At 53.9% G+C, this 15405-nt stretch carries 9 protein-coding genes and 7 tRNA genes; 12 read left to right on the top strand and 4 right to left on the bottom strand.

Annotated features, from left to right (window positions below):
- Window positions 1-56: 56 nt before the first annotated feature.
- From AB3U87_RS20355 to nagE, 4 genes are all read right to left on the bottom strand, one after another.
- The gene (locus AB3U87_RS20355; protein WP_394150296.1) at window positions 57-2714 is read right to left on the bottom strand and encodes a beta-N-acetylhexosaminidase; all 2658 of its coding nucleotides are present in this window, start codon (window positions 2712-2714) and stop codon (window positions 57-59) included.
- 102 nt (window positions 2715-2816) lie between these two features.
- Entirely contained in the window at window positions 2817-4220 is a 1404-nt protein-coding gene (gene chiP / locus AB3U87_RS20350; RefSeq protein ID WP_394150294.1) for a chitoporin ChiP, read from the bottom strand.
- A 255-nt stretch (window positions 4221-4475) separates the two neighbouring features.
- On the bottom strand, window positions 4476-6143 hold the full coding sequence (gene glnS / locus AB3U87_RS20345) for a glutamine--tRNA ligase (protein ID WP_253454899.1): 1668 nt from the start codon (window positions 6141-6143) through the stop codon (window positions 4476-4478).
- A 141-nt stretch (window positions 6144-6284) separates the two neighbouring features.
- Window positions 6285-8231, bottom strand: a complete 1947-nt coding sequence (gene nagE, locus AB3U87_RS20340) for a PTS N-acetyl glucosamine transporter subunit IIABC (protein WP_253454900.1) — start codon at window positions 8229-8231, stop codon at window positions 6285-6287.
- 321 nt (window positions 8232-8552) lie between these two features.
- Here nagE and nagB point away from each other — a divergent pair, with 321 nt between their 5' ends.
- The 12 genes from nagB to AB3U87_RS20280 all read left to right on the top strand — a co-directional run bounded on the left by nagB (window position 8553) and on the right by AB3U87_RS20280 (window position 15405).
- Window positions 8553-9353 (top strand): glucosamine-6-phosphate deaminase, encoded by an 801-nt coding sequence (gene nagB, locus AB3U87_RS20335; protein ID WP_301729841.1) that lies wholly within the window; start codon window positions 8553-8555, stop codon window positions 9351-9353.
- 41 nt (window positions 9354-9394) lie between these two features.
- A complete protein-coding gene (nagA, locus tag AB3U87_RS20330) occupies window positions 9395-10543 on the top strand; it encodes an N-acetylglucosamine-6-phosphate deacetylase (RefSeq protein ID WP_253454903.1) in 1149 nt (382 codons plus the stop codon).
- A gap of 7 nt (window positions 10544-10550) precedes the next feature.
- Window positions 10551-11771, top strand: coding sequence for a DNA-binding transcriptional regulator NagC (gene nagC / locus AB3U87_RS20325; RefSeq protein ID WP_301729842.1), 1221 nt, complete (start codon window positions 10551-10553; stop codon window positions 11769-11771).
- A gap of 32 nt (window positions 11772-11803) precedes the next feature.
- Window positions 11804-12556: an HAD-IIA family hydrolase gene (locus AB3U87_RS20320; RefSeq protein WP_253461076.1), complete on the top strand. Its 753-nt coding sequence runs from the start codon at window positions 11804-11806 to the stop codon at window positions 12554-12556.
- 284 nt (window positions 12557-12840) lie between these two features.
- A complete protein-coding gene (gene asnB, locus AB3U87_RS20315) occupies window positions 12841-14508 on the top strand; it encodes an asparagine synthase B (protein ID WP_253454905.1) in 1668 nt (555 codons plus the stop codon).
- A gap of 207 nt (window positions 14509-14715) precedes the next feature.
- Window positions 14716-14792: transfer RNA gene (locus tag AB3U87_RS20310), tRNA-Met, on the top strand.
- Window positions 14793-14803: 11 nt separating this feature from the next.
- A tRNA-Leu gene (locus AB3U87_RS20305) sits at window positions 14804-14888 on the top strand.
- Window positions 14889-14907: 19 nt separating this feature from the next.
- Window positions 14908-14982 (top strand) — tRNA-Gln (locus tag AB3U87_RS20300).
- 37 nt (window positions 14983-15019) lie between these two features.
- Window positions 15020-15094, top strand: a tRNA-Gln gene (locus AB3U87_RS20295).
- A 36-nt stretch (window positions 15095-15130) separates the two neighbouring features.
- Window positions 15131-15207: transfer RNA gene (locus AB3U87_RS20290), tRNA-Met, on the top strand.
- A 7-nt stretch (window positions 15208-15214) separates the two neighbouring features.
- Window positions 15215-15289, top strand: a tRNA-Gln gene (locus tag AB3U87_RS20285).
- A gap of 41 nt (window positions 15290-15330) precedes the next feature.
- Window positions 15331-15405 (top strand) — tRNA-Gln (locus AB3U87_RS20280).

Raw genomic sequence — 15405 nt, 5'->3', positions numbered from 1 at the left:
CGATTTCAATAAAAAACCGGCGATCGCTCGCCGGTTTTTTTTTGCCTGCGCCCCGCCTATTTCAGGCTTTCCACGCGGCTGAAGCGCTTGCCGTCGCTACTGACGGCGCGGATCAACACCTCGCCGGAAACCGACGGACGGGCGCTGTCATGATAGCGCTGCCAGCTGTTGCCACCGTCCAGCGAGTAGTCAATAGCCACGCCCGGCAGGGCGATATTGGCTGCCAGCTTGCCCGCGACAAGACGTGCGCCCGGCTGCGGCAGACGATAGTGGATCCCGGCTTTATCCATTTTCGGCAGCTCGCGCTGGCCCAGCAGGTTTGCATAACGCTGCCAGTCCTTATGCAACGCCGCCCGATCGACATGCCGCGTTTCGCCGCCTTTATACTCACGTCCGGCCTGGTAAGTCTGCTCCCAGGCAGCACGATGCCAGCCGCGCTCCGCCACGGCCAGCGCGCGTGGGAAAATCATCCATTCCATCTGCTCGTCGGTACGTACGGTTTCGCTCCAGAGCTGGGCTGAAATCCCATACACGCCCGGCCAGGGCTTATCGGATTTAGCATCAAAGAAGTTACCGTCGCGATCCACCGATGTCTCTGCATTCTGCGGCATATTGTCCGGCGCAAAGCTGAACATTTTGCGCTCGTCGTTGAAGCGGGTGCCCCAGTAATAGCCTCTTTCCAGCGGATTGACCTCATAAGGGAAATCCATATAGAGATAGTCCGGGTTGGAGACGGTGACTTCATAGCCTTTGTTAGCCCAGTCGTTAACGGTGTCAAAGCCACCCCAGAAAAGCGTGTCCCAGAAATTAACGCCGATGCGCCTGGTCGCAAAGTCTTTAGCGCCCTTCGCATCCTTCAGGCCATCCTGCCACGCCTGCATCTTTTCAATACCGTGCGCGTTTACCCGCTCGCTGACCTTTTTGCCAAAATAGCTGGGCAGATGATCCATATCCGCGACCTTGCCCGATTTCACCAGTGCCTGACAAACCTGCGATTTCGCCCAGGGTTTATCTTCCTTGCTCAAATCGACCCTGCCCTTGCCTGCTTCGGGACTGGCCGCATCGGTATAGCCAACGCCCAGGCGGATGTTTTTCGCCTCGTCGCCGCCAAAGTGCCAGGTGGTTAACGGCGTGCCAGCCGCCTGATGCATCGCCTGGATTTCGCTAATCACCTTATCAACAAAACGCATGGAGGAATCCAGGCAGGGATTCAGATAGCTGGTGCGATCGTAAAACTGTACGGAGGTGGTGTTCGAAGTATCGGTTGGATCGACCAGGCGATACTCGTTTGCCTCTTTGGTCTTACCCTCTTTCATCAGCCGGTTGTAGCGGGCTTCCATAGAAATCACCGCCGCCCTGGCATGAGCAGGCATATCGATTTCCGGGATGACTTCGATGCCGCGCGCTTTGGCATAGCGCAGGATAGCAATGTAGTCGTCGCGGGTCAGATAGCCATTGCCCTGCGTGTCGGCGAAAGGCCCGGATCCCAGCTGCGGCAGCAGACAGCGCTGCTCCGTGAGATCGTGGCAGCGTCTGGCACCAATATCAGTCAGCTCCGGCAGGCCGGGGATCTCAATACGCCAGCCTTCATCATCGCTCAGATGAAAATGGAATTTATTGAGTTTAACCGCCGCCATCTGATCCAGCAGGCGCAGCACCGCCTCTTTGCTGTGGAAGTTACGGCCGATATCGAGAAAAATACCGCGATAGGCCATGCGGGGCACATCGGTGACGTCCAGGGTAGCGATCTTTTGTTCGCCGCTGGCCGGCAGCAGCGACAGGATGGACATCATGCCGTAGTAGATGCCCGCCTCGTCAAAACCTTCTACCTGCGCTTCCTGCGCGCGGACGCTCAGCCTGTAGGCGCCGGAAACCGCCTCGTTGCCCGTGAAAGCGGCGGGTGCAAGCCTGCTTTTAATCACGTAGCCCTGCCCATTTTCTGCCAGACCCAGCAGCGCAAAACGATCCCTTACCGCTTCTGCAGAATCGGCGTTAAGCCCGGTCAGCTCGAATTGCACGCCCCGGCTTAAATCGGCATCTTCTGCATGAAGGGTAGTATGCAGCGGCGTCGGCAGGATCTGTCCGCGCAGCGCTTCGCCAGCGAGCTGCGCCGTATCACTGTTTTTTTCAAAGCGGCTGACAGGCGTCATCAACACGTTACGATCGTCGGCCGTCCGCTTCCAGTAGTTATCCATTGGCGAGACAAACGAGGTCAGATCTTCCGTATCGGTGCTGGCAATGATTTTAGGCTGGGCGTTTTCAGAAGTAACGTACCAGCGCGGCATCACGTCCGTGATAAACAGCTGCCAGTATTCGTTAACAATGGGAATATCCACCGATTCACCGGCGGCGAAACCCTTGAATTTTTCGGTTGGCTCCAGCCGCGTCAGATCGCCTACCACGTGCACCATGCGGAACTGGTCGTTGTCCACCCGCAGCGTCTGACGAATATTGGGCAGCCAGATAACCCAGTCTTTACTGGTTAGCGCTTCGCCGGGGTTAGTTAAGGTAATCGTTGTCCGATTGCAGGAGGCCCAGTCGGCCCCCAGCGCGGCACAATCAACGCCGTGCAGCGCGGCATGGTTATCGTTAACGGTATACTTTACGCCAAACTGGCTGATTTGATCGACGACGCGTTGATCCGCAACGGCGCTGCCGCTGGCCATCGCCATCATCAGCGCTGTCGCCACCAGTGTTAATCTCACTTTTTTCATCTCTTTCCTCATCCGCTAGTTAAATTTTTTGCCGTTAGCGGAAAAGCGCTTATTCCCCGTCTGATGCGCTTTTGCCGCGGCCGGGTCTGGCAGCATGGGGCATCAGAACACGGTGAAAGGCGCGATCACGGTCAGCCTCACGTCCTTCTCATCCTGGAACATATTGCCGTAGCCGTTGCTGAAGCTCGGGATATCAGAGTGGTTTTTGTAACGGGTATAGTGCAGGTTGACCTGCGTATCTTTGGCGCGACCATGCTGTACCGTGTAGCGCAGATCCATATTCCAGGCGGATTCGCGGCGGCGCATGCTTTGATCGTAAATCGGATCCGTGGACGGACGGGCATCCCAGCCGTAAGCGTAAGAAGTACCTACCGCCCAGCCCGGCATTTGCCAGCCTTTCAGGTCATACATCACTCCTCCATACAGCGCCTTCTGCCCGTTGGCGTTAAAGTCGCTGCGGGAATCCCACCAGACGTCGTTACGTCCGTTGGAGGTCGCCCCTACCGGCGTCATGCGCGCCAGAAAAAAGCCCTGGTTGCCATGGGCTTTTACCATGGTGCCCTCAACGCGAAAATCGAACGGGCCGGTTTTGTAGTTCAGCGTCACGGCCTGGAGCCAGGCCAGGCCATCATAAACATTATTGATATTGTTTACGCCGCCCTGTTCCTTATTACGCGCGCCGTAAAATTGCCAGCTGGTATGCAGATCGTTGCCGGCAACAGGAAACGCCCACGACACTTTGCTAAAATACTGCTCCATATAATTTTCGGCCTGGCCCAGCGCCCCTTCCAGCACCAGTTTGTTTTTAAAATCGTACTTTATGCCGATGGAATGAAGATATTTTATTTCAGTTTTTAAATCGGGTTTACGAAAATTATACATTTTACGATACCAGGGCGCTTTATATTCATCCGTCCACATATAGGAGAGGGAAAGCGCGCCCGCATTGTCAAAATCATAAACCGAGCCGACTTCAAATCCGCGATAGGTGCCGGGTACAAACCCCCATTGCGGCGCGATTAATGTTTGTCCCTGCGGCTGAATATAACCGGCTCTTAACCAATAATTATCATGCTTCAGCTTAATAGCGGCTTTATAAAAGGAAGCACCGTCGGCGTCGCCATCAAATCTTTCGTCCCAGCGGCTTTTTGCGTTGCTGAAAGCAATTTCATTCGGCGCGGCAGGCCCGGTTCCCGCCAGCTGTAGCGAACCATTCACGCCCAGCTCTATACCAATAAAATCGGCCGCATAGCCTGAAGAGAAATCGAGGCTGCCGTTAAAAGTTGAATGGTGAAGATTTTCTGTGTACTGGCCATACTTATTATGAACCGGATCCATCTCTTTTCTGTCGCGTTGCCGCTGCCAGTAATAAATACCGCCCGTCAGCGTCGAGTCATCAATAAACCCGGCGGCGGAAGCAGCAGGAACATAAAAGTTTCCGGCAAGAGCAGATCCGCAGGCGACAGCCATCGCCAGCGCTTTTCGCGCTAAATTAACAGAGTGCATTGAGAAATCCTTCTCGAAAGAAATATAAACAATAAATAAATAATCGTAAAATATAAAAAATAACAAACAGCAATTAACCGACTGCGCGCTGATTATATTTACTGGTGAGGCAGCTGGCAATTAATAACGATTATTGTCGTTGTAAACTATGATGCAAAACAGGTTGTATTATATTTGTTTTTTAGCCGTTAAGCAGATTAATATATTATCCAAAAAAAAAGCAGCCTGAAGGCTGCTTTTTTATTAAATTATGACTTATTCACCGCTTTTAGCCCAGGTATCGCGCAGGCCTACCGTGCGGTTAAACACCAGATGGCTGCTGCTGGAGTAAACGCTGTCCGCGCAGAAATAGCCTTCACGCTCAAACTGGAACGGACTGGACGCTTCGGCAGCCTTCAGGCCAGGCTCGACAAAGCCCTGACGGATAACCAGCGAGTCCGGGTTGATCGTGGTCAGGAAATCCTCGGCGCCGCCAGGATTCGGCACGCTGAACAGACGATCGTAAAGACGAAACTCGGCCGGCAGCGCATGCTCGGCGGATACCCAATGGATAACGCCTTTCACCTTGCGGCCGTCAGCCGGATCTTTACTCAGCGTATCGACGTCGCAGGTGCAGAACAGGCAGGTGATGTTGCCTGCTTCATCTTTAGCCACGCGCTCGGCTTTGATAACGTAAGCGTTACGCAGCCGAACTTCTTTACCCAGCACAAGGCGCTTGTAGTGCTTATTGGCTTCCTCACGGAAATCCGCACGATCGATATAAATCTCACGGCTGAACGGCACTTCACGCGTTCCCATCTCCGGCTTGTTCGGATGGTTCGGCATGGTGATGATTTCTTCATAGTTGGCCGGCAGATTCTCGATCACCAGCTTAACCGGATCGAGAACGGCCATAGCACGCGGCGCGTTTTCATTGAGATCGTCGCGGATACAGGATTCCAGCGAGGCCATCTCAACAATGTTGTCCTGCTTGGTGATACCAATGCGACGGCAGAACTCGCGGATTGAGGCGGCCGAATAGCCGCGACGACGCAAACCGGAAACGGTCAGCATGCGCGGATCGTCCCAGCCTTCCACGATTTTTTCGGTTACCAGCAGGTTCAGCTTGCGCTTGGACATGATGGCGTATTCAAGATTCAGGCGCGAAAACTCGTACTGGCGCGGATGCGTCGGGATGGTGATATTGTCCAGCACCCAATCGTACAGGCGACGGTTGTCCTGGAATTCCAGCGTACAAAGCGAATGCGTAATGCCTTCCAGCGCGTCGGAAATGCAGTGGGTAAAGTCATACATCGGGTAGATGCACCACTTGTTGCCGGTCTGATGATGTTCGGCAAACTTGATGCGATAAAGCACCGGATCGCGCATGACGATAAAGTTAGAGGCCATATCGATTTTGGCACGCAGGCAGGCGCTGCCCTCGGCGAATTCGCCGTTGCGCATTTTCTCAAACAGCGCCAGGTTCTCTTCTACGCTGCGATCGCGGTACGGGCTGTTTTTACCCGGCGAGGTCAGGGTGCCGCGATACTCACGGATCTGCTCCGGCGACAGCTCGTCTACATAGGCCAGGCCTTTATTAATCAACTCAACGGCATAGTGATGCAGCTGGTCAAAATAGTCAGAGGAATAACGGACCTTGCCGCTCCATTCGAAGCCCAGCCACTGTACGTCACGCTTGATTGATTCGACATACTCCAGGTCTTCTTTGACCGGGTTAGTGTCGTCGAAACGCAAATTACACTCGCCCTGGTAATCCTGAGCGATGCCAAAGTTCAGGCAGATTGATTTGGCGTGACCAATGTGCAGATAGCCGTTCGGCTCCGGCGGGAAGCGAGTATGCACGCTGGTGTGCTTACCGTTCGCCAGATCTTCGTCGATGATCTGACGAATAAAGTTAGTTGGGCGGGCTTCAGCCTCACTCATCTTAATATCCTCTGGAATACTTTAGTGCGTGAAATAACGGAGTATGATCCACAAAGCCGTTCAGGGAAACAACCGTTTGTTAGCGTATCGCATAAAAAAGGGCGGGAATCGCTTCCCGCCCTCGTTTTTTTACCGCTGCCGTCAGCCGGTAATTTCGCAAAGTGGACTTTCGCCCGCAATGACGGTATCGCCCGCAACCAGCCTGATACCGCTAAAATCTTCAATATTGGTGACCACGACCGGACTGATCATCGATTTCGCATGGCTGTTAAGCCAGGCCAGATCCATCTCCAGAATTGGTTCACCCGCTTTAACCTGCGCGCCCTCTTCTACCAGCCGCGTAAAGCCCTTTCCTTCCAGCGCGACGGTGTCGATGCCCATATGCACCACCACTTCCAGGCCTTTTTCCGTTTCCAGACAGAAAGCATGGTTGGTGTTGAAGATTTTCAGGATGGTGCCGCTGGCAGGCGAAACCACCGTACTGCCGGTTGGCCTGATGGCTACGCCCTCGCCGACCGCCTTGCTGGCGAAAGCCTCATCCGGCACCTGCTCCAGCGCCACAACTTCTCCACTTACCGGCGCCAGCAGCGTTTCAAGCACGCCCTTTGCAGCAGCAGCCGGTGCAGGCGACGTGGTTGGCGCGACGGTCGCGGCGACGGTGCTGACCGCAACTGGCGCAACCGGCCCTTTGGCAATGATTTTTTTCATCGTCTCCGCCACGGATTCCGCTTTGGCACCGATAATAACCTGAATGGTTTGCTTGTTCAGCTTCACCACGCCCGAAGCGCCCAGACGCTTACAGGCCGCATCGTTTACCTGCGCGGCATCTTTTACGGAAAGACGCAGGCGGGTGATACAGGCATCAATAACGTTCAGGTTTTCCGACCCGCCGACGGCGGCAATATAGTGGCGGGAAAGCTGTTCCAGCCCCTCTTCCGTGTTGCTGTTAGCCTCTTCCTCCGGCTGCACGGTCGCATCCTCACGGCCCGGCGTTTTCAGATTCATCATGCGGATAACCGCGCTGAACAGCGCAAAGTAAACCACAAATGCGATAGCGCCCATCACCAGCAGCACCCAGACATTGCTGCTGGCCGCCGGCAGGTTATACATCAGCACATAGTCGATTGCGCCCGCAGAGAAAGAGAAACCGGCATGGATACCCAGCGCCGTCGCTATATAAAGGCTAATGCCCGTCAGGATGGCGTGGATCAGATAAAGCATCGGCGCCAGGAACATAAACAGGAATTCCAGCGGCTCCGTCACGCCGGTCAGGAAAGCGGTAACCGCCACCGAAAGCAGCATACCGCCAACCATAGGACGACGCGCTTTCGGCGCGGCCATATACATGGCCAGCGCAGCGCCGGGCAGGCCAAACATCATGATTGGGAAGAAGCCGGACATAAACATGCCCGCCGTGCCGTCGCCCGCATAGAAACGGTTGATATCGCCATGGAAAACGGCGCCAGCGGCGTTGGTGAAATCGCCAATCTGGAACCAGGCGATGGTATTCAGTACCTGATGTAAACCCGTTGGGATCAGCAGGCGGTTAACGAAACCGAAGACGCCTGCGCCAAACGCGCCAGCCGAGACAATCCACTCGCCGCCCGCATGAATGGCGTTTTGCACTGGCGGCCAGACGTAGCCAAACACAGCAGCCAGGATCAGACAGAAGAAGCCGGTTGCGATAGGAACGAAACGCTTGCCGCCGAAAAAGCTGAGAAAATCAGGCAGCTTGATATCCGCCCAGCGGTTATAGGTGGCGCCCGCTACCAGGCCAGTCACGATCCCCGCCAGCACGCCCATATTGATCGCCGGATTAATGGTGATCATCGCTTTGGTCAGAATAAAGTAGCCCACGGCGCCTGCCAGCGCGGCGGCGCCTGCGTTATCTTTAGACCATGTAGAAGCCACCCCGATAGCAAAGATTAATGCCAGATTGTCAAAAATCGCCCCGCCAGCCTGCGCGATAAACGGCATATTCAACAGATCGGGCTGACCAAAGCGCAACATCAGCGCCGCCACTGGTAATACGGCTATCGGTAGCTGTAAAGAGCGCCCCAGCCTTTGAAAGAACCCTAAAATATTCACTATTCCCCCTATGAGAGCCGCCAGGCGCCCGTTGTGCAGTTTTTATTGAGCGGACTGCTCTGAATGCCACCAATCATTAGTCGACGCAGTGTAAGGAAAAATTAATTCGCTGCGCAAATTAAAACCATAGCATTTGTGATATTTATCACCAAAGAAGCTATTTTAACGCGGTTGATGCTGGCGAACCCCGCCTACTTATTTTATGATGAAAAAAATGATCGTGGTGCTGTTTCGCGCCCGTTACTGATTATGCAGATTACGCTTACTACAGTGAAACCGGTGTAAAATATTTCCTTAAATTGCTTATAACGAGGTAAAAAAATGAGATTGATCCCTCTTACGACGCCAAACCAGGTCGGTAAATGGGCCGCCCGCCATATTGTAAACCGTATCAACGCGTTTCAACCCACCGCAGAGCGTCCGTTTGTGCTGGGTTTACCCACGGGCGGCACGCCGCTGGAAGCCTATCGTCATCTCATTGAAATGCATAAAGCGGGCCAGGTCAGCTTTAAACACGTCGTTACGTTCAATATGGACGAATATGTCGGCCTGCCGAAAGAGCATCCGGAAAGCTATCACAGCTTTATGTACCGCAACTTTTTCAATCACGTTGATATTCAAAGTGAAAATATCAATCTTCTTAATGGCAACGCGCCTGATATTGACGCAGAATGTCGCCAGTATGAAGAGAAAATCCGCGCTTACGGTAAAATTCACCTGTTTATGGGCGGCGTAGGTAATGACGGGCATATCGCTTTTAATGAACCCGCTTCATCGCTGGCTTCCCGTACCCGTATCAAGACGCTGACGCACGATACGCGCCTGGCGAATTCCCGCTTTTTTGACGGCGACGTCAGCCAGGTACCGAAATATGCGCTGACCGTTGGCGTGGGCACGCTGCTGGACGCGGAGGAAGTGATGATTCTGGTGACGGGACACCTGAAAGCGCAGGCGCTGCAGGCAGCCGTCGAAGGCAACGTTAATCATATGTGGACCATCAGCTGCCTGCAGCTGCATGCCAAATCGATCGTGGTTTGCGACGAGCCCGCGACGATGGAACTGAAAGTGAAAACGGTTAAATATTTCCGCGAAATGGAAGCGGAAAATATGGAAAATCTGTAACTCATCTGCACAAGGCTATCGGCGCTGGCCGGGAGAAAATTATGTATGCTTTAACCCATGGCCGTATCTTTACCGGCTACGAAGTACTGGATAATCACGCCGTCGTCATCGCCAACGGCCTGATTGACCGTGTCTGCAGGCTGGAAGAGCTGCCTGCGGATATCACCCGGCGTGATGTAAACGGCGCGCTGATTGCTCCCGGCTTTATCGATTTGCAGCTTAACGGCTGCGGCGGCGTGCAGTTTAATGATGATATCGCCGCTATCAGCGTTGAAACGCTGGCGATTATGCAAAAAGCTAACGAGAAGTCGGGCTGTACCAGCTTCCTGCCGACGCTAATCACCAGCAGCGACGAGCTGATGAAACGCGCGGTGGAAGTGATGCGCGCTTACCTGGCGCAAAACGCTAACCAGGCGCTCGGCCTGCATCTGGAAGGCCCCTGGCTGAATCCACTCAAAAAAGGCACGCATAATCCGGCGCTGATCCGTCCCCCGGAAAAAGCGATGGTCGATTATCTGTGTGAAAACAGCGATGTGATTGCCAAAATCACCCTGGCACCGGAACAGGTTGATTCTGCCGTGATCCGCCAGCTGCATCAGGCCGGTATCGTGGTTTCCGCTGGTCATTCCTATGCCACCAGCGAAGAGGCGCGCCAGGGTATTGCCGCCGGCATCAGTTTCGCCACCCATCTGTATAATGCTATGCCGCCGTTGACCGGCCGTGAGCCAGGCTTAATCGGTACGCTTTTTGACTCGCCCAACGTCTACTGCGGCATCATCGCCGACGGTTTACACGTCAACTACGTTAATATTCGTAATGCAAAACGCCTCAAAGGCGACAGGCTAATCCTGGTCACCGATGCCACCGCGCCGGCGGGCGCGCAGATTGACCAGTTCATTTTTGCAGGAAAAACAATATACTATCGGGATGGACTCTGCGTTGACGAAAACGGCACGCTCAGCGGCTCTGCGCTGACCATGATTGAAGCTGTCGCGAACAGCGTCGAACATGTCGGCATTGCGCTGGATGAGGCGATCAGGATGGCAACGCTGTACCCAGCCCGCGCTATGGGTGTGGAGGATAAGTTAGGTTCCGTCGAAGCCGGAAAAGTCGCGAACCTGACGGTGTTCACCCGTGACTATCAAATAATCCAGACTGTCGTTAATGGTGACGAAGTCTTAAGCGAGTAGAAACTGAATGACCACTGGCGGCCAGGCTCAAATAGGAAATGTCGATCTTGTTAAGCAACTCAATAGCGCGGCCGTTTACCGGCTTATCGATCGGCAAGGCCCTATATCGCGCATTCAGATTGCCGAACATAGCCAGCTAGCGCCCGCCAGCGTCACCAAAATCACTCGCCAGATGATAGAGCGCGGCCTGATCAAAGAAGTGGATCAGCAGGCCTCTACCGGCGGCCGCCGCGCTATCTCTATCGTCACCGAAACCCGCGGCTTCAATACTATCGGCATCCGTCTGGGCCGCAATGACGCCACGCTTACCCTGTTCGATCTGAGTGGAAAAGTGCTGGCGCAGGAGGACTACGCGCTGCCGGAACGCACCCAGGAAACGCTGGAACATGCGCTGTTCAACGCTATCGCCAGTTTCTGCGAGCAGTATCAGCGCAAGCTGCGCGAGCTGATCGCCATCGCCGTTATCCTCCCAGGTCTGGTCGATCCTAATAACGGCGTTATCCGCTATATGCCACATATCGCGGTTCATCACTGGCCGCTGGTCGCCAATCTGCAAAAGCGTTTCAACGTCACCAGCTTTGTAGGTCACGATATCCGAAGCCTGGCGCTTGCCGAGCACTATTTTGGTGCGTCTCGCGACTGTGCTGACTCGATTCTGGTGCGAGTCCATCGCGGTACAGGCGCAGGCATCATCACCAATGGTCATATCTTTTTAGGCAGTAACGGCAACGTGGGCGAACTGGGCCATATCCAGGTCGATCCTTTGGGCGAGCGCTGCCACTGCGGCAATTTCGGCTGTCTGGAAACCCTGGCGGCCAACAGCGCGATAGAAAATCGCGTCCGTCATCTGCTTACCCAGGGTTATCCGAGCACGCTGACGCTGGATGACTGTGTGATGCCGAAAATTTGCAAGGCCGCCAACCGCGGCGACGCGCTGGCAGCCGAAGTGATAGAATCCGTCGGACGCCACTTAGGCAAGGCGATCGCTATCGCCATTAATCTGTTCAACCCGCAAAAAGTGGTGATTGCGGGCGAGATCACTGAAGCAGATAAAATCCTGCTGCCCGCTATTGAAGGCTGTATCAACACTCAGGCGCTGAAAGCTTTCCGCCAGAATTTACCGGTGGTGCGTTCTGAGCTCGATCATCGTTCTGCCATAGGCGCTTTCGCGCTGGCAAAGCGTGCCATGCTTAACGGCATCCTGTTACAACATTTAATGGAAAGTTGATGAGCGCTCTAACCCTGAACGACAGCGAAAAAATAGCTATCAAAAACGTCATCTGCGATATCGACGGCGTTTTGATGCACGATAATACCGCCGTACCCGGCGCTAACGATTTCCTGCAGCGCATCCTGGCTAAAGGGATGCCGCTGGTGGTGCTGACCAACTACCCTTCGCAAACCGCGCTGGATCTGGCTAACCGCTTCTCTTCGGCGGGCATCGATCTGCCGGAAAGCGTATTTTATACCTCAGCGATGGCTACCGCCGATTTTTTACGCCGTCAGGAAGGCAAGAAAGCCTATGTGGTTGGCGAAGGGGCGCTGGTGCATGAGCTGTATAAAGCCGGTTTTACCATTACCGACATCAATCCCGATTTTGTTATCGTGGGCGAAACGCGCTCGTTTAACTGGGATATGATGCATAAGGCCGCCTATTTCGTGGCGAACGGCGCGCGCTTTATCGCAACTAACCCCGATACGCACGCCCGTGGCTTTGTACCGGCGTGTGGCGCGCTGTGCGCGGGTATTGAAAAAATATCCGGCCGGACGCCTTTTTACGTGGGTAAACCCAGCCCGTGGATTATGCGCGCGGCGCTGAACAAGATGCAGGCGCACTCCGAAGAGACGGTGATCGTCGGCGATAATCTGCGTACCGATATTCTGGCTGGTTTCCAGGCCGGTCTGGAAACTATTCTGGTGCTGTCCGGTGTTTCCACCCTGAGCGATATTGACGCCATGCCTTTCCGACCCAGCTGGGTATTCCCGTCGGTCGCGGACATCGACATTCTCTGAATCGCCAGCCCGGCCAACGCGCCGGGCTTTTTTATCCGCCTCGCCTGCCTGTTTTTTGACCGCTTTTTGATGTTTATTATCGATTCCGCAAAAAATAACGCCATATATTGCATAATCATCAAACTTAAGCGCGATGCAACAGGCCATTTATCAGAAAACAGCTAAAAGGCTTGCACACTCTCTCAATCTGGCGCATTTTCTTATCTATCGGGCGAAGAAGTCGCCGTTAACTATACCTTTTTTCATCAATATCACCGTTGCGGTTTGTCGTTAGGGAGTTAGCTATGTGTTCTATTTTTGGCGTGTTGGATCTCAAAAGCGATCCGGTTGAACTGCGTAAGAAAGCGCTGGAGCTTTCTCGTCTTATGCGTCATCGCGGCCCGGACTGGTCAGGCGTTTATGCAGGTGACAACGCGATTCTGGCCCACGAGCGTCTCTCTATTGTGGACGTCAACAACGGCGCGCAGCCTCTCTACAACGCAGCCCACACCCACGTGCTGGCGGTAAACGGTGAGATCTATAACCATCAGGCGCTGCGTGCAGAGCTGAGTGACCGCTACGAGTTTCAGACCGAATCGGATTGTGAAGTTATTCTTGCGCTTTATCAGGAAAAAGGCGTCGATTTTCTGGACGACCTGCAGGGCATGTTCGCCTTTATCCTCTATGACAGCGTAAAAAACACTTACCTGGTTGGCCGCGATCATATCGGCATCATTCCGCTGTATATGGGTAACGATGAACACGGCAACCTCTTTGTCGCTTCAGAAATGAAGGCGCTGGTGCCGGTCTGTAAATCAATTAAAGAATTCCCACCGGGAAGCTACCTTTCCAGCACCGATGGCGAGATCCGCCGCTACTGGCAGCGCGACTGGTTCAGCTATGAGGCGGTAGAGCACAACAAAACTGACGCGACGGCGCTGAAAGATGCGCTGGAAGAGGCTGTGAAAAGCCATCTGATGTCCGATGTGCCTTATGGCGTGCTGCTTTCCGGCGGCCTGGACTCCTCTATTATTTCCGCCGTGACCAAAAAATTCGCGGCCAAGCGTATCGAAGATCAGGACAAGAGCGAAGCATGGTGGCCACAGCTGCACTCCTTCGCGGTAGGTCTGGAAGGATCGCCGGATCTGAAAGCGGCGAAATCCGTCGCCGACCATCTGGGCACGGTGCACCACGAGATCCACTTTACCGTGCAGGAAGGCCTGGATGCGATCCGCGACGTTATCTATCACATCGAAACTTATGATGTGACTACTATTCGCGCCTCCACGCCGATGTATCTGATGTCGCGTAAAATTAAAGCGATGGGCATTAAGATGGTGCTGTCCGGCGAAGGCGCCGATGAAGTCTTTGGCGGCTATCTTTATTTCCATAAGGCCCCCAACGCTAAAGAGTTTCACGAAGAGAACGTGCGTAAGCTGCTGGCGCTGCATATGTTCGACTGCGCTCGCGCCAACAAGGCGATGTCGGCCTGGGGCGTGGAGGCACGCGTGCCTTTCCTGGATAAAAAATTCCTCGACGTGGCGATGCGCATCAACCCGGCGGACAAAATGTGCGGCACCAACGGCAAAATGGAAAAGCATATCCTGCGTGAATGCTTCTCTTCTTATCTGCCGGAAAGCGTGGCGTGGCGTCAAAAAGAGCAGTTCTCCGACGGCGTAGGCTACAGCTGGATTGATACGCTGAAAGAAGTCGCGGCGAAACAGGTCAGCGACCAGCAACTGCAAACGGCGCATTTCCGCTTTCCGTACAACACGCCGACCTCAAAAGAAGGCTATCTGTATCGGGAAATTTTTGAAGAGCTGTTTCCGGTTCCCAGCGCGGCTGAATGCGTGCCGGGCGGTCCATCCGTCGCCTGTTCTTCGGCAAAAGCGATTGAATGGGACGAAGCGTTCAAAACCATGGACGATCCTTCCGGTCGTGCGGTAGGCGTTCATCAGTCCGCCTATAAATAACTTACGGCTTTTATTCACAAATCGGGCCGCCAGCGGCCCGTAATTGTTTAAAAAAACGCTGGCTTTGCTGAATTAGTCGCCATACTGGTTATAAGCCAGACAAACGAATCATTTCAGCGAAAAAACGGGAAAAAACTTGTTGACGCTTTCAGGCCAACTTAGCATAATGCGCCCCGCAACGCCGATGAAGGTAACGCGAAAAAAGATGGCTACTTAGCTCAGCTGGTTAGAGCACAGCACTCATAATGCTGGGGTCACAGGTTCGATTCCCGTAGTAGCCACCATCTTTTTTTTAGCGGGAGTGGCGAAATTGGTAGACGCACCAGATTTAGGTTCTGGCGCCGCAAGGTGTGCGAGTTCAAGTCTCGCCTCCCGCACCATTTCGAAGCATTGCACGGATGGGGTATCGCCAAGCGGTAAGGCACCGGTTTTTGATACCGGCATTCCCTGGTTCGAATCCAGGTACCCCAGCCAGTTTGTTCTGATGGTTTTGTGACTTGTGTACGGACATTGGGATATCGCCAAGCGGTAAGGCACCGGTTTTTGATACCGGCATTCCCTGGTTCGAATCCAGGTATCCCAGCCAGTCAGAATGTAGTATAGTTGTAACGCAGTAAAATTAGGCTACTTAGCTCAGCTGGTTAGAGCACAGCACTCATAATGCTGGGGTCACAGGTTCGATTCCCGTAGTAGCCACCAATTTTATTGGGGTGTCGCCAAGCGGTAAGGCACTGGTTTCTGATACCAGCATTCCGGGGTTCGAATCCCTGCACCCCAGCCATAAAAAAGACGATCTGCCCAAGCGGATCGCACCCAAAAAATTGGGGTGTCGCCAAGCGGTAAGGCACTGGTTTCTGATACCAGCATTCCGGGGTTCGAATCCCTGCACCCCAGCCA

Source organism: Erwinia plantamica (assembly GCF_043420595.1).
Taxonomy (GTDB): Bacteria; Pseudomonadota; Gammaproteobacteria; order Enterobacterales; family Enterobacteriaceae; genus Erwinia; species Erwinia aeris.
This window is presented reverse-complemented; position numbering and strand designations above follow the sequence as displayed.